The sequence below is a fragment of the Streptomyces roseochromogenus subsp. oscitans DS 12.976 genome, assembly GCF_000497445.1.
Taxonomy (GTDB): Bacteria; Actinomycetota; Actinomycetes; order Streptomycetales; family Streptomycetaceae; genus Streptomyces; species Streptomyces oscitans.
Genome location: NZ_CM002285.1, coordinates 2,865,983 through 2,886,283, shown reverse-complemented (window position 1 = coordinate 2,886,283; position 20,301 = coordinate 2,865,983). Strand labels below are relative to the sequence as shown.

Here is a 20,301-nt window from a genome sequence, read left to right as displayed (position 1 = left end):
GCGAGCGCCGCCTTGTACGGCGGTACCAGCTGGTCGACCATGCAGTCCCTCGCCGCCGGCGACTTCAACGGCGACGGCAAGACCGACCTGCTCGGTGACTGGTACAACGACTCCCTGCACACCTACGTGGGCAACGGCGACGGCACCATCAGCGCCGGCACCCTGGTCAGCCAGGGCGGCTGGTAAGACTCCCGGTTCCGCACGGGCCCCGGCTCGGCGAATTCAGGGAGCCGTTGCGACACCGCGGTGAGTTGATCAAACCGCGAGCAGTTGGGACAGACGCTCGGCTGGGTTTCCCAGCCGAGCGTCTTTGATGGAGCAGGGTCCGGAAGCGGGAGCCGCACGGGAGTTCACGGGGCATCAGTCTTCCGTGAACTCGGCGCACAGCTTGCGCAGCACCGTGCCACACCGCCGGGCGTACGCGTGCTGCAGGCCCCGGGTCGCCGGGCCGCCCGCCCGGGCGTACCACTTGGCACCCTTGCTGAAGGCCGCGACCGTCAGCCAGACCGTGCCGTCGCCCGTGCGGTCGACCACGAAGGCCTCCTCGCCGCACTCGGGGTGGCCCTCCAGGGTGCCGTAGGCCCAGCCGGCCCGGCGGGGTTCCTCGGTGGTCCAGATGACGCGGCAGGGGGCTTTCAGGAAGCCTGCCAGGGTGACCGTGACGTCCACGCCGGGGGCCGCGCGGTCGGCCGTGGCGCCGATGCCCACGCCCAGGGCTCGGTGCATCTCCCAGCCGAGGACCGCCTCGGCGGCCCGGTGGAAGAGTTTCTGGCCCTCGCCGAGGCGGGTGCGGACGTGCAGGGGGTGGAAGCCGGGCGGGCAGTACGTCAGGTCGTCGCGGGTCGCGCCGACCGGCTCGTAGGTGAAGGGCGCCGAGGACATGGGTCACAAGCGTAGGGCGACACCCGGAACGCCTTCCTCCCGGGTGTCGCCCGTTGTCAACCGCTCAAGCGTCAGCTGACGTTGACCGCGGACCAGGCCGCCGCCACCGTGTTGTACTCGGTGCTGCCGGAGCCGTACAGGTCGGCCGCCGCCTTCAGGGTGCCCGAGCGGGCGTCCGCGTAGTCGGTGGTCGACGTGAAGTACGTCGTCAGCGCCCGGTACCAGATCTGCAGCGCCTTGTCCCGGCCGATGCCGGTGACCTTGGAGCCGTCGGAGGTCGGGGAGTCGTACGAGACCCCGTTGATCGTCTTGGCGCCGCTGCCCTCCGACAGGAGGTAGAAGAAGTGGTTCGCGACACCGGACGAGTAGTGGACGTCCAGGTTGCCGACGGAGGAGGACCAGGAGTCCGCCGAGTTGCCGTCCTTGCTGGGCTTGTCCATGTAGCGCAGCGGGGTGCCGTCGCCGTTGATGTTGATCTTCTCGCCGATGAGGTAGTCACCGGGGTCGGAGGCGTTGTTGGCGTAGAACTCCACGCCGGTGCCCATGATGTCGCTGGTCGCCTCGTTGAGGCCGCCGGACTCGCCGCTGTAGTCCAGGCCCGCGGTGTTGGCGGTGACACCGTGGCTCATCTCGTGGCCCGCCACGTCCAGCGAGGTCAGCGGGTCCTTGTTGGCCGAGCCGTCGCCGTAGGTCATGCAGAAGCAGCTGTCGTCCCAGAAGGCGTTGACGTAGTTGCTGCCGTAGTGCACGCGGGAGTAGGCGCCGACACCGTCGTTCTTGATGCCGCTGCGGCCGAACGTGTTCTTGTAGAAGTCCCAGGTCTCCTGCGCGCCGTAGGCGGCGTCGGCGGCGGCCGTCTGGTCGCTGGAGGAGGTGGAGGCGGTGCCGGTGCCGAAGACGTTGGTCGAGTTGCTGACCAGGGTGCCCTTGCCGGACGTCTTGCGGGCCAGGTTGTAGGTCTTGTGACCGCCCCGGGTGGCGTCGGTCAGGTTGTACGACGAGCCCGACTGCGTGGTGGAGAGGCTGACGGTCCCGGAGTACAGCGTCTTGCCGGTGCCGGTCGCGTTCTCGATGCCCTGGTACTGGAAGAGCTTCTTGCCGGTGGCGGCGTCGGTGATGACGTGCAGCTGGTTCGGGGTGCCGTCGTCCTGGAGGCCGCCGACGATCGTCTCGTAGGCGAGGACCGGCTTGCCGGAGCCGGCCCAGATCACCTTGCGGGCGCCGTTCGCGGTGGACTTGGCGGAGCCGAGGGTCCGGGCGGCGGACACCGCCTGCTGCGCGGCCTTGGCGGCCGTGATCTGCGGCTTGAGCGAGGCCACCTTGATGGTCGCCTTGGTCGCTCTGGTGACCCCCTCGGTCTTGCCGGACTTGGCGGTGTGCACGACGAGGTCGCCGCCGAGCACGGGAAGGCCGGCGTAGGTGCGCTCGTAGCGGGTGTGGACGGTGCCGTCGGCGTCCTTGACGACGTCCTTGACGATCAGCTTCTCCTTGGCGCCGAGGCCTATCTGCTGTGCCGTCGCGGCGGCGTCGGCCTGCGCCTTCTGTATCAGGGAGGTGCGGGCGGCGGCGGACAGCGCGGCCGGGGCGGCGGCCAGGGGTTTGGCGGCGGTACCGGCCGGGGTCTGGGCGGAGGCGCTGGTGGCCAGACCGGTGGAGATGAGGGCTCCGGCGGCGACGGCGGTGGCGGCGGCCAGAGTGGCGCGCTTGTGACGCGGGTAGCGGGGGGTCACGCAAGCTCCTTGTTGTGGGGAGTCCGGTCAGCGTGGGGTTACTGGCCGGAAGTTGTGTGGTGAAGCTCTGCGGCGGGTGAAGGAAGGGTGACATCAGGGGCGCGTACATGTCAGGACCCTGAAGTGATGTTGGCCGAAAGTCGACTGTCCGAGAAACGTTTCCTGTGTGTTAAGCGGCGTCGTCCGAGGGTGCCGCACCCTCGGACGACGCCCAGTTCCCGGGCTTTTGACGGCCGCTTTACGGGAACGTCAGCTTCCAGTCGTTGATCGTTCCGGTGTCGTACGTGGCCTGATCCTGTACCCGCAACTTCCAGGTGCCGTTGGCCTGTTCGGCGGACGCGTTGACCGTGTAGGTCTGCTTCACATCGTGTGCCGAGTCCGAGGAGCTGAAGTTCTTCAGCCGGTAGGCCTTGCCCGACGGGCCGACGAGGTCGATCACCAGGTCGCCCCGCCAGGTGTGCGTGATGTCGACGCTCACCTGGAGGTTGCTCGGCGCCTTGCCGCTCCGGCCGGAGACCGTGATGTCCGAGGTGACGGCCGGCCCGTTGTCCGGGATGGCCACCTGGGTGTTGCTCTCGTACGTCGAACCGCCGCCCGTACCGCCGCCGGAGCGCGAACCGACCGCGACGCCTGCCCAGGCGTCCTGCACCGCGTTGTACTCGTTGCTGGAGGTGCCGTACAGCTCGCCGGCCGCCGCGAGGGTGCCGGTGCGGGCGGCGGCGTAGTCGGTGGTGGAGGTGAACTTGGTGGTCAGCGCCCGGTACCAGATCTGCAGCGCCTTGTCCCGGCCGATGCCGGTGACCGGAAGTCCGTCCGCGGTCGGCGAGTCGTAGCTGACGCCGTTGATCGTCTTGGCGCCGCTGCCCTCGCTCAGCAGGTAGAAGAAGTGGTTGGCGACGCCCGAGGAGTAGTGCACGTCGAGGTTGCCGACGCCCGAGTACCAGGAGTCGGCCGAGTTGCCGTCCTTGCTGGGCTTGTCCATGTAGCGCAGCGGGGTGCCGTCGCCGTTGATGTTGATCTTCTCGCCGATGAGGTAGTCACCGGGGTCGGAGGCGTTGTTGGCGTAGAACTCCACGCCGGTGCCCATGATGTCGCTGGTCGCCTCGTTGAGCCCGCCGGACTCGTCGCTGTAGTTCAGGCCCGCGGTGTTGGAGGTGACTCCGTGGCTCATCTCGTGCCCGGCGACATCGAGGCTGGTCAGCGGATCCTGGTTGCCCGAGCCGTCGCCGTAGGTCATGCAGAAGCAGCCGTCGTCCCAGAAGGCGTTGACATACGAGTCGCCGTAGTGGACGCGCGAGTAGGCGCCGACACCGTCGTTCCTGATGCCGCTGCGGCCGAAGGTGTCCTTGTAGAAGTCCCAGGTCTCCTGCGCGCCGTAGTGGGCGTCCGAGCCCGCGGTCGCGGCGTTCGACGTGGTGCCGTCGCCCCAGGTGTCGTTGCTCTGCGAGAACAGGGTGCCGGTGCCGTCGGTGCCGTGGTCCAGGTTGTACGTCTTGTGGCCGCCGCGCGCCCCGTCGGTCAGCGTGTACGACGAACCCGACTGGGTCGTGGTCAGGTTCACCTGGCCGCTGTACTGGGTGTTGCCGATGCCGGTCTCGATGCCCTGGTACTCGTAGAGCTTCTTGCCGGTCGTGGCGTCGGTGATGACGTGCAGCTGGTTCGGGGTGCCGTCGTCCTGGAGGCCGCCGACGACGGTCTCGTAGGCCAGGACGGGCTTTCCGCTCGCCGCCCAGATCACCTTGCGTACGCTGTCCGCCGCCGGCTTGCTGCCGCCGCGCGCCTTGGCCCGCTGCACGGCCTGCTTCTCTGCGGCGGCCTTCGACACGGCCGGGGTGAGGCCGGCGACCTTCAGTGTGGCGCCGGTGGCCTTGATGACGTCCATGGTCTTGCCCGACCGGGTGTCCACGACCAGGTCGCCGCCGAGCACCGGAAGGCCCGCGTATGTGCGCTCGTAGCGGGTGTGCAGGGTGCCGTCGCCGTCCTTGACGACGTCCTTGACGACCAGCTTCTCCTGGGCGCCGAGGCCGAGCGACCGGGCGGTGGCGGCCCGCGTGGCGTCGGCGTGGCGGATCAGCTCGACGCGCTGCGAGGGCGTGAGCCTGGCCGCGACATGGGCCGCATTCATCTTGCCTGCCTGCGGCTTCGCCGGCGCGGCGCTGGCCGCGCCCGACTGGACGGCGGCGGCGATCAGGGCGGCGACACCGGCGAGGGCGACGGCGGCGGTGCGGCGGTGTGCCGTGGTGCGCTGAGTTGCGGGGCGCTGCGCTGTGTGGGGGGCGCGTCTGCGAGAGGAACTGCTGCTCACACTGACTCCTTCTGCATGACCGCGGGTCGCGCGGCCAGGGGAGACCGGACGGTGGGTTGGGACGTCCGGGCAGAACAGGGCGTTACGCGAAACCACGTGCGGGCCGCTCAGGCACAGCGAGTGGAACTGTGGGGTTGCTGTGGGTTGGGGTGAGTCGGCTTGGGAAGAGTGACAGGGGATCAGCGCACCTGTCAGGACTGCGTCACAAACTTGGCCGGAAATGGTCCGTTGACCGGATGTTCATGTTCGATATGCGGATCCGTCATGTACGGGCCGTCAGTGCGGAGTTGTGGTCACGGCTGCTCGGCCGTCTCTCCGTGCCAGGTTCGCCACAGTGCCGCGTAGGCGCCATGGGCCGTCACCAGGTCCTCGTGCGTGCCCAGTTCGGTCAGGCGGCCGTTCTCCATGACCGCCACCCGGTCGGCGTCGTGGGCCGTGTGCAGGCGGTGCGCGATGGCGATGACCGTACGGCCCTCCAGTACGGCGGCGAGGGCGCGTTCGGCGTGCCGGGCGGTCGTGGGGTCCAGCAGGGCGGTCGCCTCGTCAAGGATCAGGGTGTGCGGGTCAGCCAACACGACGCGGGCCAAGGCGAGTTGCTGAGCCTGGGAGCCGTCGGTGGCAGAGCCGCCCTCGCCCAGCGGGGTGTCGAGACCGTCCGGCAGCTCACGCACCCACTCGTCGGCCCCGACCGCCGCGAGCGCCGCCCACAAGTCGGCGTCCGCGGCCTCCGGTTCGGCGATCAGCAGGTTGTCGCGGACCGTGCCGAGGAACACATGGTGCTCCTGCGTCACCAGCACCACCTGGCGGCGCAGCAGCTCCGGCGCCAGCTCGGCGACCGGCACCCCGCCCACCGTCACCGCGCCGGTCCCGGGCCGGTCGATGCCCGCGAGCAGCCGGCTGAGCGTCGTCTTCCCGGCCCCGGAGGGCCCCACCACGGCGAGCCGCTCCCCGGGCCGCACGGTCAGGTCGACCCCGCGGAGTACCTCGCCGCCGCGTTCGTAGGCGTAGCGGACTCCGCGTACGTCGATACGGTCGTCGGCCGGGACGGCGTCCTTACAGGGTGCCTGGGCCGAGCCGGTGATGTGCGCGTCCGGTGCCCGCGCCGGACTGCCGGTGTCCGCGCCCGGTGCCTGCGCCAGCCCCTCCACGCGGGCGAACGACGCGCTGCTGCTCTGCAGCTGCTCCACGCGCATCAGGATCTGGTCCAGGGGCTCGGTGAACTGCCGTAGATACAGCGCCGCGGCCACCACCGCGCCGACCCCGACCGCGCCCCGCTGGTGCAGCCAGCCGCCGAGCAGCAGTACGCCCGCCACCGGGACGGTGTACGTCACCTCGACCGCCGGGAAGAACACCGTCCGCAGGAACAGCGTGTAGAAGCGGGTACGGCGGGACTTCTCCAGCGCGTCCCGGCTCGCCGTGATTCGCCGCTGCCGCAGCCCGAACGCCTCGACGGTGCGGGCCCCGGCCGCCGTGGAGGCGAGGATCTCGGCGACCTCGGACGTGGCCGCGCCCTCCGCGAGATAGCCGTCCCGGGCCCGGCGCAGATACCAGCGCAGCGCCAGCCAGATCGGGGTCAGCCCGAGCAGCCCGAACGCGCCGAGCAGCGGGTCGAGCGCGAACACGGCGACCAGGACGAACAGCGCCTGCACGGTGTTGACCAGCAGCTCCGGGCCGACGTCCCGCAGCGTGGTGCCGACGATCGCCACGTCCGCCGTGCCGCGCGCCGTCAGATCACCGGTGCCGGCCCGCTCCACCACGGACGCGGGCAGCGCCAGCACCCGCTCGACGTACTCCTCGCGCACCCGGGCCAGCGTCCGCTCCCCGAACCGGTACCCCACGAGGCGCGCCCAGCGGGCCAGCAGCACCTGCGCCAGCGCGCACAGCAGGATCCACGGTGCCAGCCGGTCCACCGCACCGACCCCGTGCCCGCGCCGCACCGCGTCGACGATCCGCCCGACCAGCCACGGCCCGACCAGCCCCGCCCCCGCCGCCAGCGCGTTCAGCAGCAGCGTGGCGGTGAACGCCCGCCCGTCGGCGCGCACCAGCCGCAGTGCGGCCCGCCGTACCGTGCCCCGGTCCGCGACCGGCAGCAGCCCCTGGCCCGCCGTCACCGTACGGCTCCTTCCGCGTCCCGCCCCGAGTCCTGTTCCGAGTCCCGCCCCGAGTCCTGTTCTGTGTCCCGGGCGACGAGCGCGCGATAGCCCGGCTCCGCCGTCAGCAGTCGCCGGTGGGTGCCGCTCGCCGCGACCTTTCCGTCGACCAGGAACACGACCGTGTCCGCGCGGTCCAGCACCAGCGGCGAGGTGGACGTCACCAGCGTCGTACGGCCCACCCGCGCCTCCTGCAGCCGGCCCGCGACCGCCGCCTCCGTGTGCGCGTCCAGCGCCGAGGTCGGCTCCACGGCGAGCAGCACCTCGGGATCGGCGAGCAACGCCCGGACCAGCCGCACCCGTTGCCGCTGCCCGCCCGAGAGGCTCCGGCCCTGCCCGGCCACCGCCGAGTCCGGCCCGTCCGGCAGCCCGCGTACGACGTCCTCGGCGGCGGCCGCGTACAGCGCCCGGCGCAACTCCGCCTCCCCGGCCGGATGCCCGGCCGCCACGACCTCCCGCAGCGGCCCGGCGAACAGGTCGGCCTCGTTGTCCGCGACCAGGATCCTCCGTCGTACGTCGGTGAGGGGGACCTCGTCGAGCCGTACCGCACCCCAGGTGGCCTCGGTCGGCCCGAACCGGCCGAGCCGGTCGACCACGGCGGCGGCCTCGACGGGCCGTGCGGCGGCCAGCGCGGTCAGCCGGCCCGGCACCACCCGCACCCCGGACGCCGGATCGTGCAGCTCGGCCGGTCCCTCGGGCGCCGGCCGCGTGCCCTCGTCCGGCTCCGGCTCCAGCCGCAGCAGCCGTACGACCCGGCGCGCGGCCACCACGCCCCGGTTCATCTCGTAGGTCGCCTCCACGAAGAAGGCCACCGGCCCGATCAGCACCGCCACATAGCCGTACACCGACACCAACTGGCCGATACTGATGGAGTGTTCGGCGGCGAGCCGGGCGGCGAGCCAGGTCACCACGGCCAGAAACAGGGTGGGCAGGCCCACGCCGAGCGCCTGCACCCAGCTGGCCACCGCGCCCACCCGGTAGCCCTGCGCCCGCAGCCGCTGCGAGTCCTTGCGGAAGGCGTCCGCGAACAGCCCTTTTCCGCCGAGCCCGTTGAGGACGCGCAGCCCGCCCGCGAGGTCGCCGATGCGGGCGGTGAGCACACCCTGCCGCTCCCGGTACGCGCTCTCGGCGCCCTGCAGCCGTACCGTCAGCGGCCCGGTGACCAGCGCGATCACCGGCAGTCCGAGCAGTACGACGACGGCGAGCGGCGCCGAGACCGCCATCAGCAGCCCGGCCACCACCACATAGACCACGGCCGAGCCGGTGCCCGGACCCACCACGGTCAGCGCCTGCGCGATGGTCTGTACATCGCCGACGCCGATCGTCACCACCTCACCGGCCCCCGCCCGGCGCGGCAGCGCGGCCCCGAGCCGTACCACATGCCCCATGACCACCTTCACCGTACGGAAGTTGGCGTCCATCCGGACCCGGGTCATCGTGCGGTGCCGCATGATGCTCAACCAGGCGTTGACCGACCCGAGCACGAACATCACCCCGGTCCACCCGGCCAGCACCCCCAGCCGCCCCGGCACCAGCCCGCCGTCCACGGCCCGCGCCATCAGATACGGCTGTGCGGCCAGCAGCACCATCCACACACTGCCCAGCACCGCCCCGGCCGCCGCCCGGCCCGGCTGACACAGCACCAGCCACCACAGATAACGCCAGCCGCCACGGGTATCGGGCGTCCCCGGTTCCTCATACGCGTCGATCATCCGCCCCCCGATCGGCTCGACCCCGCCGGTGAACGTCGAACGTATCGGGGGCGGGTCCGGCGGCTCCATCGATTAAAGAGGCCGCATCCCGCTGTCCGGCGGCCGCGTTCAGCCCAGGATCCCCCGGTCGTACCCCACCGCCACCGCCGCCGCACGGTCGTTGACGCCGAGCTTGGTGTACAGGTGGGTGAGGTGGGTTTTCACCGTCGCCTCGCTGATGAAGAGTTCGCGAGCGATCTCGCGGTTCGAGGTGCCCTTCGCGACCAGGGCCAGGACCTCGCGTTCACGGCCGGAGAGGGGTTCGTTGCCGGGCTGTCGGGGCGTGCGGACCGCGTGGACCAGGCGGGAGGCGACGGCGGGGGAGAGGACCGTACGGCCCTCGGCGGCGGCGCGGACGGCGGTGAACAGCTCGTCGCGTGGGGCGTCCTTCAACAGATAGCCCGTGGCGCCCGCCTCGATCGCGGGCAGGGTGTCGGAGTCGGTGTCGTAGGTGGTCAGAACCAGGATCCTCGCGCGGACACCGAGACGAGTCAGTTCGCGGATCGCGTCCACGCCCGAGCCGCCCGGCATCCGCAGGTCCATCAGGATCACGTCCGGGTCAAGGGCCGTGGCCCGGGCCACCGCCTCCACGCCGTTCGCGGCCTCCCCGAGCACCCGGAAGCCCGGAGCCGACTCGAACATGCCGCGCAGGCCGTCGCGGACCACCGGGTGGTCGTCCACGATCAGCAGGGAAATCAGAGTCTCAGCGGTCATCGCGCACCAACGGTACGCGAGCCGACACCGCCGTGCCCTGCCCCGGTTCCGACTCGACCGTGAGGGAGCCCGCGATGCGCTCGGCGCGGGCCCGCATACCGCCCAGGCCGAAGCCGCCGGCGTGGGTGCGCTCCGGTACGGCGGCCGGGTCGAAGCCGGTGCCGTCGTCGCGGATGTCCAGCGTGACCTCGTCGCCCATGAAGGACAGGGTCACTCCGACGCGGGTCGGGCGGGCGTGCCGGGCCGCGTTGGACAGGGCCTCCTGGGAGATGCGGAGGAGGGTTGCCGAGACCTCTTCGTGCAGGTGCTCGGTGGTGCCGGTGACCGTGAAGTCGGCGCGGGCGCCGGTGCGTTCGCCCCAATCGGTGACCGTCTTCTTCAGCGCCTCCGGCAGCCCGTCGGCGGCCAGGGCGACCGGAGCGAGGTTGTGCACCGAGCGGCGGGCCTCGCCGAGGCTGTGCCGGGCCAGGGAAGAGGCGCGCTCCAGATGGGTGCGGGCGGTGTCCAGGTCGGGGGCGTTCGCGACGACCTGGAGCTGGGCGATGATCCCGGTCAGGCCCTGCGCGATGGTGTCGTGGATCTCGGCGGCGAGCCGGCGGCGCTCGTCGGCCACGCCCGCCTCCCGCGCCTGGACGAGAAGCTGGGCGTGCAGGGCCGCGTTCTCTTCCAGGGCCTCCTGCAACGCCGTGTTGGTGCGCTCCAGTTCGGCGATGGTGTCGGCCTGCCCCTGGGTGAGGGCCTGCTCCTGCCGGGCGAACCGGGTGAACAGGGTGACCATTCCGACGTTGGCCGCGAAGACCACGAAGAAGCCCGTCCACGACACCGGACCATGCGGCGGCAGACCGCCGATCTGGCTGCCGGCCATGGTGATCGCGGTCAGGACGAGCCCCGGCATGACCAGCCGGCGGGGCAGATGCCGGTCGGCGCTGTAGTAGCCGGCGACGGCGTAGAAGGCGAAGAACGGGTTCAGCCAGGCGAGCACGAAGCCGAGTGCCCAGCGCAGGAAGTACAGCACCGCGCTCGTACGGTTCGGTCCCGGTGTGTTCCGCCGCGCCAGCCCCAGGCACAGCTGGAGCGGCACGGCGGCGGCCGCCAGCGCGCCGGCCGCGTACATCGCATCCCGTGTCATGCCGACCGCGTGGGCCGCGCCCGCCGCCGTCACGACAGCCACGGCGAGCAGCGCGTGGGGTCCCCAGGTGTCGAAGCCGACCCTGCGCGAGGGTTCCACGGGGTTCGTCATGTGCTCAGTGTCCGGCACGGCTCCCTCCCATCCGTCACTCCCAGGCTCACCCGCTCACTCCCAGCGGAACCAGCGGGCGGCACCGGCCGTCAGCAGCACCGTCCACAGCGCGAGCACGCCCAGGTGCGCCCAGCCGGGCCAGTGTCCCGAGGCCGCCTCGTTCAGAGCGCGGGCCGCCGCGCCGAACGGGGTCAGCTGCACCACCCGGGCCAGGCCGTGCGGCATGGACTGGACCGGCAGCCAGACTCCCGCGCAGAACATCATCGGGAAGAACACCGCCGTTCCGATCGCGCCCGCGATCTTCGTGGTCCGGGACAGCGCCGAGACGAGGTTGCCGAGGGCGAGCGCGGCCGCCGCCGCGAGCAGCAGCGCGAGCAGGTAGCCGGCCGGCTGCCGGGGCAGCCGTACGTCGAAGGCGATACGGCCGACCACGAGCGCGAGCAGCGCCGAGGCCAGCGCGACCACACCCTGCACGAGCATCTGTGCCGCCAGCAGAGCGGAGGGCCGTACCGGAGTGGCGGACATCCGGCGCAGGATGCCCCGCTCCCGGTAGCCGGTCAGGGCCTGCGGCAGCGACTGCACCCCCGACATGATCAGGGCGATCAGCACGGCCACCGGCACATAGGCGTCGATCGGCCGCAGCCCGCCCATCGACTTGTCGACCTCGCGGAAGGAGGGGATCGAGCCGAGGATCGCCAGCAGCAGCGTCGGGAACAGGAAGATCCAGAAGACGGCCGCGGGTTCGCGGCGGAACAGGCGGAACTCGGTGCGCAGCACGGCGGTGTTCATGCCGCTGCCTCCTTGGTGTGGCCTTCGGTCAGGTCGAGGAACGCGTCGTCCAGGGTGGCGTCGGTGACGCGCAGCTGGCGGGCGGTGATGTGGTGGCGGGCGAGCAGCGAGATGACGGCGTTGACCGTCTCGTCGGTGCCGGTGAGGGTGATCCGCCCGTCCTTCTGCTCGACCGAGGCGAGCGCGGGCAGCCCGTACAACTCCCGCTCGTCCAAAGGCGCGGACGGCGTGAAGGACACGACCGTGGCGCCGGCGGAGCGCTGGATGAGACCGGCCGGGGTGTCCAGCGCCGCGATCCGCCCCTTGTCGATGACCGCGATACGGTCGCAGAGCCGCTGCGCCTCCTCCATGAAGTGCGTGACGAGCAGCACGGTGACACCGCTCGCCCGGACGTCCTCGATGAGCTGCCAGGTGGCACGGCGGGCGCGCGGGTCGAGCCCGGTGGTCAGCTCGTCCAGCACCACCACCCGGGGACCGCCGATGAGCGCCAGCGCGATGAACAGGCGCTGCTGCTGCCCGCCCGACAGCTTGCCGAACCGGGTGCCGAGCTTCGCGGTGAGGCCGAGGCGTTCGGCCAGCGGCCGCCAGTCGGCCGGGTTCGGGTGGAAGGCGGCGTACAGCTCCAGCGCCTCGCGCACGGTGAGCTTGGCCTGGAGTTCGCTCTGCTGCAGCTGGGCGCCGAGGATCCTCGCGACCTCGTCGTGGTCGGCGACCGGGTCGTGACCGGCGACCCGGATCCGGCCGCCGTCGGGGGCCCGCAGCCCCTCGACGCACTCCACGGTGGTGGTCTTGCCGGCGCCGTTCGGGCCGAGGATCCCGAAGATCTCGCCCTCCTCGACGGCGAAGGAGACGCCGTCGACGACGGCCCGGCCGCCGTAGGCCTTGCGCAGATCGGTGACTTCGATGACGGATGGCATGCCTTGAGAATCCCGGGCGGGCGGGGCCCGGCACATCGGCCGGCCCGCTCGTGGCGACATCGTCCGATCGGTTGACGGCGGCCTACGACCGAGGGTCCGGCCGAAACTCGGTGGGCGATGTCAGTGCCGGTCCGTACGCTCGCGGTGATGGCCACGACACGTGCAACCACCCAGGACCGCTCGGCCGTTCGTACCCTGCTGCGGCTGTGGCCGTACGTCCGCCCCGTGCGGGCGCGGCTGTTCACGGCCGCGTGCATCGCGATCGTCGCCTCGTGCACCGGGCTGGTGATCCCGCTCGTCCTGAAGTGGATCGTGGACGGCCCGGTCGCCCACCGCGACCCGGCGGGCGTGTGGCTCGGCGCGCTGTATCTGCTCCTCCTCGGGAGCGCCGAGGCGGTCCTGTTCGGTGTACGGCGCTGGCTGGTGGCCCGTCCGCTGTCGCACGTCGAGGCGGAGATGCGGGCAGGTCTCTACGGCCGTCTGCAGCGGCTGCCCGTCGCCTTCCACGACCGCTGGGCCTCGGGCCAGTTGCTGTCCCGGGGCACCACCGATCTGATGCTGCTTCGTCTGTTCCTCGCGTTCCCGCTGACGTTCCTGCTGGTCAACGGCGTCACGATCCTCGTCGGCGTAGGCATCATGCTGATGCAGGACTGGGTGCTGGGGCTGGTCGTCCTCGGTCCCGCGATCCCCGTGATATGGACCTGCGCGGTCTTCGAGCGGCGGTACGCCGAGCTGGCGCGGCGCGCACAGGACCAGGTCGGCGACCTGACGACGGTGGTCGAGGAGAGCGTGCTCGGCATCCGCGTCATCAAGGGCTTCGGGCGGCACCGCAGCCAGGCGCGAGCGTTCCGCGCCCTGTCCGTCACCCTGCGCGACACCGAGCTGCGCAAGGCGCGGATGCTCGCCACGATCTGGGGTGTCATCGTGACCCTGCCGGAGCTGGCCATCGGGGCGGCGCTGGTGCTGGGCGTCGTGAGGGTGGCCGACGCGGGGTTGTCGGCGGGCACGCTGGTCGCCTTTCTCAGTACGGCACTCGCGCTGCGCTGGCCGGTGGACTCGATCGGCTTCCTGCTGGCGATGAGTCAGGAGGCGGCTACGGCCACGGAGCGGTACTTCGAGGTGATGGACGAGGTACCGGAGGAGGGGCCGGCCGGGGGTGGGGACGCCGGCCCGGGCTCGCCGGGTGCGGCACCGGGGGAGGCACGGCTGCCCGCAGCCACGCGGGGACTCCGCTTCGAGCACGTCCAGTTCCGCTACCCCGACGCACCCCCCGGCTCCCCGCCCCTGCTCCACCACATAGACCTCCACATACGCCCCGGCGAGTCCATGGCCCTGGTCGGTGCAACCGGCAGTGGGAAGACCACCCTCACCGCCCTCGTCCCGCGCCTGCACGAGGTCACCTCAGGACGCATCACCCTCGACGGAGTCGACATAGCCGCCCTGCCCCGCGAGACGCTGCGCGCCAAGGTGGCCGTCGCCTTCGAGGAACCCACCCTGTTCTCCGCGAGCGTCGGCGAGAACGTCCTCATGGGCGCCGCGGACGACGCCGGACAGGCGGACCTCGACCGCGCACTCGCCGTGGCCCGGGCCGACTTCGCGTACGCCCTCCCCCAGGGCACCGGCACCCGCGTCGGCGAACAGGGCCTCAGCCTCTCCGGCGGCCAGCGGCAGCGCCTCGCGCTGGCCCGCGCGGTGGTCGGCAGACCGGAGTTCCTGGTGCTGGACGACCCCCTCTCCGCCCTGGACGTGCACACGGAGGCCGCCGTGGAGGACGCGCTGCGCCACGTCCTCGCCGGCACCACCGCGCTGATCGTGGCCCACCGGCCGTCCACGGTGCTGCTCGCCGACCGGGTCGCCCTGCTCTCGGGCGGCCAGATCGCGGCCGTCGGCACGCACCAGGAACTGCTGCGCACCAACGCCGAGTACGCGCATCTGATGTCCGCAGAATCCGGGTACTCCGGGTGCTCCGGGGATACGGAGGACTCCCGTTGACCACCACGACCGCCTCCACTCCCACCGCCGAGGACGACGAACTCCCCGGCCCGCACCGTGCGCACGAAGACGGCGACGTCTTCGACCGGGACGTACTGCCCGCCCCGCCCGGCGCCACCACCGCCCTGCTGCGCTCCCTGCTCGCGCCCCTGAAGGCCCGGGCCGCCGTCACCACGCTCCTCCTCCTGCTCCAGCAGGCGGCGGTCCAGTCGGGCCCGCTGCTGGTGGCGTACGCCATCGACAACGCCGTACCGGCGTTCCGGGACCACCGGTACGGCCCGCTGATCGCGGTGGCCGTCGGCTGTCTGCTGTGCGCGCTGCTCTCCGGGGGGCTGCAGTTCGCCTTCATCGAGACCTCCGTGCGGGTCAGCCAGGACGTGCTGCTCGATCTGCGGGGCCGGATCTTCCGGCACGCGCAGGCACTGAGCATCGACTTCCACGAGCGGTACACGTCCGGCCGGCTGATCTCCCGCTCCACCACCGACGTCGAGTCGCTGCGCGAGCTGCTCAACGACGGCCTGCAGGAGCTGGTGACCGTCGTGCTGTCCTTCGTCTACATCTCGGTGCTGCTGCTGTGGCTGGATCTCGGCCTCGGCGCGGTCGCGGCGGCCTCCTTCGTGCCGCTGTATCTGCTCGTCCGGATGTACCAGCGGCGGGCCGGACGGGTGTTCCGGGAGCGGTCCACGGCGATCGCGGCGGTGATCGTGAAGTTCGTGGAGACGATGAACGGCATCCGCCCGGTGCGCGCCTTCCGCCGGGAGGCCGCGAACGACGGCGAGTTCGCCGTCCTCAACCGGCGGCTGGAGCGTACGAACGGCGACGCCCTGCTGGAGATGGCCCGCTATGTGGTCGGCTCCCGGCTGGTGGCCAACACAGCGGTCGCGGGGATCGTGCTGTGGGGTGCCTACCGGGTGGCGACGGGCTCGCTGGAGCTGGGAGTCCTGGCGGCGGCGGTCCTGTATCTGCGCCGGCTGTACGACCCGATCGACCGGCTGGGGATGTTCCTGAACTCCTACCAGTCAGCCGCCGCCTCCCTGGAGAAGATCGCCGGGCTGCTGGCCCAGACGCCGTCCGTACCGGAACCGTCGGTGCCACGGGAACTCCCGCCGCAGAAGGGCGACTTCCCGGGCCGCGAGGTCGTCTTCGACCAGGTCCGGTTCGGCTACCGCACCGGCGGCGAGGTGCTGCCCCGCCTCGATCTGACCCTGCCGGCCGGGCAGACGGTCGCCGTGGTCGGGGCCACCGGCGCCGGCAAGTCCACCCTCGCCAAGCTCCTTGCCCGCTTCTACGACCCCTCCGACGGCCGGGTGCTGCTGGACGGGGTGGACGTCCGAGAGCTGGCCGTGCCGGAACTACGGCGCGGGGTGGTCATGGTGACCCAGGAGGCGTTCCTGTTCTCCGGCACGGTCGCGGACAACATCGCCATCGGCCGGCCCGACGCCTCCCGCGAGGAGATCGAACAGGCGGCGAAGGCGATCGGCGCGCACGAGTTCATCAGCGCCCTGCCCGACGGATACGACACCGACGTCCGCAAGCGCGGCGGCCGTATCTCGGCCGGCCAGCGTCAACTGGTCGGCTTCGCCCGCGCATTGCTCGCCGACCCGGCGGTACTGATCCTGGACGAGGCGACCAGCTCGCTGGACATCCCGGGCGAGCGGGCCGTGCAGCGGGCCATGTCGACGGTGCTGCGGGGCCGTACGGCGGTGGTGATCGCGCACCGGCTCTCGACGGTCGAGATCGCGGACCGGGTCCTGGTGATGGAGCACGGCCGCATCGTCGAAGACGGCCCCCCGGCCGAACTCATCGCCGGCACGGGCCGGTTCGCCGACCTGCACAGGGCATGGCGCGGCAGCGTCTCTGATCAGCTGAGCGATCCCATGTAAGACATGGTGTCCGGCGTGGGTTCTGCCCACCGTGGAGGGGTGGCGTGGGCGTGCAGGTGAAAGCCTGCGCCCCGTGCCGCTCCTCGCGGTCTGTGTCGACGGATGGTGGGTGTGCTGATCGTCGCCACGCCCTGGTGCCGGTGCGCTGCGCGGGGCAGCCGCCTCTGGCCCGTGTGAGCGTGTCCCTCCGGATGCTTGCCCGCCGGACCGAGGGGTCTGGTGGGGGAGGGTGCCCTGCGTCGCCTGGGCGCGGGGCGTGTGGTTGTGCGCCGGGTGGGTCCGGCGGGTCGTGGTGGCCGGTTCGACCACTGCGGTGGCTTCGAGCTTGTCTACCGCGCTACGGACGGCCATGGTGCCGCTGGCCCGGTCGGTGGCGGTCTTGGTCTGGTGGGCGAGGCCGCGTGCGGCGGCGGCTGCGCCGCGAGAGCGAGCACCTGCACGCCGAAACCGGCCACTATCAGCGCCTCATCCTCGGCGAAAGGGTCACGCATTCGATCCTCCTGGAGCGCCAACCAGGTAGTGCTGCGCTTCGGCAGCTCCTACGGCAGCTTCGCCCACTGGTACCTCAGCAACGGCGACGGCTACGCCGTGTCCGTCAACAACGGCATCTTCGGCGGCACGGTGAGCGGACTGAGCTGATCCGGCCGGTCCGGGGAGCTGTGGTTCAGCGGGCGTTCACGAGGGCTATGGTGGGTAGTTGACGAGACGTCACGCTGCCTCGCCCGTGCGTCCGAGGCCCGTCCCCGGGCCCGTCGTCAAGGCCGCGTCAAGGCTTTGTTTCACGCTGTTCTCGCGTGGACAAACGTTCAACCAAAGGAGCCCTCGGTCGGGCAAAGGGGTCTACTCGCATAGATGATCCCGGTGCTGTCATGCCCATGACCGCCCGGAAATCCCGCCGGGCGTACCCCACCGGGAGAGACCCCCATATGTCCCGAATACCGCGCCCCCTGGTGACCACGCTCTCCGCCCTCGCCCTCGCGGCCGCGGGCCTCACCGTCACCACCGGCTCCGCCCACGCCGCCAGCTGCAGCCAGTCCTACCTTCCCAAGCCGGACCCGGTCTGTACGCCCGGCGCCCTCAATCCCGACGTCACGCAGAGCACCATCAACTCGACCATCTGCGTCTCCGGCTGGACCTCCACCGTACGGCCGCCCAGCTCCTACACCACGGCGCTGAAGAAGAAGCAGATCGTCGAGTACGGCTACTCCGACACCAGTCTCTCGGACTACGAGGAGGACCACTTCGTCCCGCTCGAACTCGGCGGTTCCCCGAGGAGCGAGCAGAACCTCTGGCCCGAGCCGCACTACGGCAGCGAGACGTCCGCGGACAAGGACAAAGTCGAGAACAAGCTGAAGACGGCCGTCTGCGCCGATGAGGTCAGCCTCTCTGCCGCGCAGAAAGCCCTGATCAAGGACTGGACTACCGCACTCTCCAGCCTTGGCCTGAGCTGAAACCTTCCCTCAGTGCGGGGGCCGGTTCCTCCCCACCGGAGGAACCGGCCCCCGGCGCGAACATCACGGCACCCCCAGCTCGAACAGGGCGTATCCCGCGTACGACCCGGAAGCGAGGGCCGCGATGCCGAGCAGCGTGCACTGCACGGGCAGGCTCAGCCGGCGCAGAGCGGCCGCGAGCGGCAGGAACAGCGGGAAGCAGGGCAGCAGATAGCGGGAGACGTTCGCGAAGATCTGCTGGCTGCCGAGGACCAGGGCGAGCGTGAGGACCGTGTGCACCACCAGGATCGCCGGCGGGCGCAGCCGCAGGAGCAGCGGCAGCAGGGCGAAGGCCAGCAGGACCACACCGACGCCGATGACGTCCGCGAAGGGGTAGGCGAACAGGTAGTCGCCGAAGCGGCCCACCGGTACGGACGTCAGCACGTCCAGGGTCTGTCTGCCGTAGTCGAACTCGTGGGCCCAGGCGCCCGACTGGAGCTTGAAGTAGCCGCCCAGGTCGCCCATGCGGTTGCCGACCCAGAGCAGGTAGCCGAACAGGCCCAGGGGGGCCAGCGCCGCGGCCAGCAGCGGGCGCAGGACGCCGTCCTCGCTGCGGCGCAGTGACAGCAGTGCGGCGATGCCGAGTCCGGCGATCAGCGCGGCCGCCGTGGGGCGGTTGAGGCCGGCGGTGAAGGCGAGGACGCCGGCGGTGAGCCAGCGGCGGGTCATGACGGTGTAGCAGGTCCAGGCGGCCAGGGCCACGTAGAGGGAGTCGGAGTAGACCGCCCACTCCACGCCAGAGCCCGGCCATACCGCCCACAGCCCGGCCGCGGCGAGCCCGGCCCGCCGGCCGCCGAACCGCTCGGCGATCGCGTAGATGCCGAGGGCGGCGGCGAAGGAGGCGGTGATCGACACCAGCAGGCCCGCGCCGTACGGGCCGAGGCCGGTGACGGCCATGACCATCCGCATCAGGGCCGGGTACAGCGGGAAGAACGCCGCCGAGTTGCCCTCCAGAGTGATCAGGCCGGTGGCGCCGGGGACCGGGACGAGCTGCGGGTCGTAGCCGTGCAGGGCGATCTGCTGGTACCACCAGCCGTCCCAGGTCCCCAGCACGTCCATGGGGTGCGCTCCGCCGCCGAACCGGGGGTCCTTGGCGCGATAGTCCCCGGCCGAGGACAGCAGATACAGGAAGGACAGGAAACCGGTCAGCTTGAGCGCGCCGAACAGCGCGAGCACCGGGCCGTGCCGGCGGGCGGCCGTCCGCAGCCGGGGGACAGGCGACCGCGGTGCTGTCGGCGGATGGATGCGGGGCAGCGTCGCGGTCATGAGGCGACCGGTCCGGTACGAGGGCGGTGGCGGGCCGGCGCGCGGCGCATCCGGACGATCCCGCGCAGGTCCGCCAGTGCGGTGGCCACGATGTCGACGCTGCTGTCGGGGTCGTCGACCCAGTCCACCGGGACCTCGTGGATCCTCAGGCCCGCCCGCTCGGCCAGCACCAGCAGCTCGGTGTCGAAGAACCACTCACCGTCCCGCACCAGCGGCAGCAGCCGTTCGGCGGCCTCGCGGCGCACCGCCTTGAAACCGCACTGAGCGTCGGAGAAGCCGACGGCGAGCGTGCAGCGCAGCAGAACGTTGTAACAGCGGGAGATGACCTCGCGCTTGGCACCGCGCACCACACGGGCGCCGGGCGCGAGCCGGGTGCCGATGGCCAGGTCGGAATGGCCCGAGATCAGCGGCGCGACCAGCGGCAGCAGCGCCGCGAGCCCGGTGGACAGGTCCACGTCCAGGTATGCGAGTACGGGAGCCCGCGAACCCGACCAGGCCGCCTGCAGCGCGCGGCCGCGGCCCTTCTCGGGCAGCCGCAGCGAGACCACCTCGGGCAGTTCGCCGGCGAGCCGGGCGGCGATGTCCGGGGTGCCGTCGGTGCTGGCGTTGTCGGCGATGGTGATCCGGAAGGGGTAGGGGAAGGTGTCCCGCAGATGTGTGTGCAGCCGCCGGACGTTCGGCCCGAGGTCCTTCTCCTCGTTGAACACCGGCACGACCAGGTCCAGGACGGGTTCCTCGGCGTGGTTCGGCAGGGGTGCGCGGTGGGGCGCGGGGGCCTTGGCGGGCAGTCGGCCCGATCGGAGTTTCATCATGTTCTTCCCCGTATGTTCCTGTTGGCCGGGCATGCCGAAGGCACGCGGATGGGCTGGGAGATGCGGGTCAGCGGGTCGGGCTGATCACCGATGAAGGGACGTTCGACGGGTCGGCCGGTGCGCTCTGAGTCGCGGAGGCCGGGGGTGTGGTGCTGCTTCGGGAGGTGGCCGTGGCGGGTGGTGGCTGCTGCGAGGAGGCGGCCGAACTCCCGTCCGTCCCGGGCGGGTTGGCGGTCGTCGGGGTCGAGCCCGGGGTGGCGGTGTCCGTCACGGGCGAGGACGGCGGCGCACTCGGCGAGTCCGATGGGCTCGGCGAGGTGGTGCTCGGCACGGGTGCCGGGCTGGTCGCGGGAAGGGGGTGCGGTGCGCTGGGCCGGTCG

Annotated in this window: 13 protein-coding genes and 3 pseudogenes; 5 read left to right on the top strand and 11 right to left on the bottom strand. The window is 71.6% G+C overall.

Translation table 11 applies throughout. The annotated features are described in order from the left end of the window. A pseudogene (locus M878_RS96290) lies at nt 1-186 on the top strand (FG-GAP repeat protein); the annotation flags it as partial. Nucleotides 187-360: 174 nt separating this feature from the next. Here M878_RS96290 and M878_RS62275 read toward each other — a convergent pair. The 9 genes from M878_RS62275 to M878_RS62235 form a co-directional block, all read right to left on the bottom strand. Then, nucleotides 361-882, bottom strand: a complete 522-nt coding sequence (locus tag M878_RS62275; protein ID WP_023546659.1) for a DUF1990 domain-containing protein — start codon at nt 880-882, stop codon at nt 361-363. A 71-nt stretch (nt 883-953) separates the two neighbouring features. Next, a complete protein-coding gene (locus M878_RS62270) occupies nt 954-2,612 on the bottom strand; it encodes a M4 family metallopeptidase (RefSeq protein ID WP_023546658.1) in 1,659 nt (552 codons plus the stop codon). 238 nt (nt 2,613-2,850) lie between these two features. Then, nucleotides 2,851-4,917, bottom strand: coding sequence for a M4 family metallopeptidase (locus M878_RS62265; RefSeq protein WP_023546657.1), 2,067 nt, complete (start codon nt 4,915-4,917; stop codon nt 2,851-2,853). A 293-nt stretch (nt 4,918-5,210) separates the two neighbouring features. Beyond that, complete coding sequence (locus tag M878_RS62260) at nt 5,211-7,028, bottom strand: ABC transporter ATP-binding protein (protein ID WP_023546656.1); 1,818 nt, start codon at nt 7,026-7,028, stop codon at nt 5,211-5,213. After that, a complete protein-coding gene (locus M878_RS62255) occupies nt 7,025-8,779 on the bottom strand; it encodes an ABC transporter ATP-binding protein (protein WP_031224803.1) in 1,755 nt (584 codons plus the stop codon). Before M878_RS62255 ends, M878_RS62260 begins: the two co-directional genes overlap by 4 nt. Nucleotides 8,780-8,887: 108 nt before the next feature. Beyond that, nucleotides 8,888-9,532, bottom strand: coding sequence for a response regulator (locus M878_RS62250; RefSeq protein ID WP_023546654.1), 645 nt, complete (start codon nt 9,530-9,532; stop codon nt 8,888-8,890). Continuing rightward, complete coding sequence (locus tag M878_RS62245; protein WP_023546653.1) at nt 9,522-10,772, bottom strand: sensor histidine kinase; 1,251 nt, start codon at nt 10,770-10,772, stop codon at nt 9,522-9,524. Before M878_RS62245 ends, M878_RS62250 begins: the two co-directional genes overlap by 11 nt. A gap of 54 nt (nt 10,773-10,826) precedes the next feature. Then, nucleotides 10,827-11,561 (bottom strand): ABC transporter permease, encoded by a 735-nt coding sequence (locus M878_RS62240; protein ID WP_023546652.1) that lies wholly within the window; start codon nt 11,559-11,561, stop codon nt 10,827-10,829. Continuing rightward, nucleotides 11,558-12,478, bottom strand: coding sequence for an ABC transporter ATP-binding protein (locus M878_RS62235; RefSeq protein WP_023546651.1), 921 nt, complete (start codon nt 12,476-12,478; stop codon nt 11,558-11,560). Before M878_RS62235 ends, M878_RS62240 begins: the two co-directional genes overlap by 4 nt. A 147-nt stretch (nt 12,479-12,625) precedes the next feature. Here M878_RS62235 and M878_RS62230 point away from each other — a divergent pair, with 147 nt between their 5' ends. From M878_RS62230 to M878_RS62220, 3 genes are all read left to right on the top strand, one after another. After that, nucleotides 12,626-14,470 carry an ABC transporter ATP-binding protein gene (locus M878_RS62230; protein ID WP_031224802.1) on the top strand — a complete coding sequence of 615 codons (1,845 nt, stop codon included), beginning with the start codon at nt 12,626-12,628 and terminating at the stop codon, nt 14,468-14,470. Continuing rightward, entirely contained in the window at nt 14,467-16,353 is a 1,887-nt protein-coding gene (locus M878_RS62225; protein WP_023546649.1) for an ABC transporter ATP-binding protein, read from the top strand. The genes M878_RS62230 and M878_RS62225 overlap by 4 nt, the downstream gene beginning before the upstream one ends. 926 nt (nt 16,354-17,279) lie before the next feature. Beyond that, complete coding sequence (locus tag M878_RS62220) at nt 17,280-17,804, top strand: hypothetical protein (protein ID WP_031224800.1); 525 nt, start codon at nt 17,280-17,282, stop codon at nt 17,802-17,804. A 63-nt stretch (nt 17,805-17,867) separates the two neighbouring features. On the opposite strand, the gene M878_RS62215 is transcribed toward M878_RS62220, so the two are convergent. Both M878_RS62215 and M878_RS62210 read right to left on the bottom strand, forming a co-directional pair. Further along, complete coding sequence (locus tag M878_RS62215; protein ID WP_023546646.1) at nt 17,868-19,109, bottom strand: glycosyltransferase family 39 protein; 1,242 nt, start codon at nt 19,107-19,109, stop codon at nt 17,868-17,870. A gap of 29 nt (nt 19,110-19,138) precedes the next feature. Next, nucleotides 19,139-19,921: pseudogene (locus M878_RS62210) on the bottom strand (dolichyl-phosphate beta-glucosyltransferase); the annotation flags it as partial. A gap of 146 nt (nt 19,922-20,067) precedes the next feature. On the opposite strand from M878_RS62210, the pseudogene M878_RS47710 reads away from it, so the two are divergent. Continuing rightward, nucleotides 20,068-20,301, top strand: a pseudogene (locus M878_RS47710) (hypothetical protein); the annotation flags it as partial.

Coding starts and splice junctions, on each gene's coding strand:
- M878_RS62245 (WP_023546653.1), bottom strand. CDS start 10,772: ATGACGAACCCCGTGGAACCCTCGCGCAGGGTCGGCTTCGACACCTGG.
- M878_RS62275 (WP_023546659.1), bottom strand. CDS start 882: ATGTCCTCGGCGCCCTTCACCTACGAGCCGGTCGGCGCGACCCGCGAC.
- M878_RS62230 (WP_031224802.1), top strand. CDS start 12,626: ATGGCCACGACACGTGCAACCACCCAGGACCGCTCGGCCGTTCGTACC.
- M878_RS62220 (WP_031224800.1), top strand. CDS start 17,280: ATGTCCCGAATACCGCGCCCCCTGGTGACCACGCTCTCCGCCCTCGCC.
- M878_RS62235 (WP_023546651.1), bottom strand. CDS start 12,478: ATGCCATCCGTCATCGAAGTCACCGATCTGCGCAAGGCCTACGGCGGC.
- M878_RS62255 (WP_031224803.1), bottom strand. CDS start 8,779: ATGATCGACGCGTATGAGGAACCGGGGACGCCCGATACCCGTGGCGGC.
- M878_RS62215 (WP_023546646.1), bottom strand. CDS start 19,109: ATGACCGCGACGCTGCCCCGCATCCATCCGCCGACAGCACCGCGGTCG.
- M878_RS62240 (WP_023546652.1), bottom strand. CDS start 11,561: ATGAACACCGCCGTGCTGCGCACCGAGTTCCGCCTGTTCCGCCGCGAA.
- M878_RS62250 (WP_023546654.1), bottom strand. CDS start 9,532: ATGACCGCTGAGACTCTGATTTCCCTGCTGATCGTGGACGACCACCCG.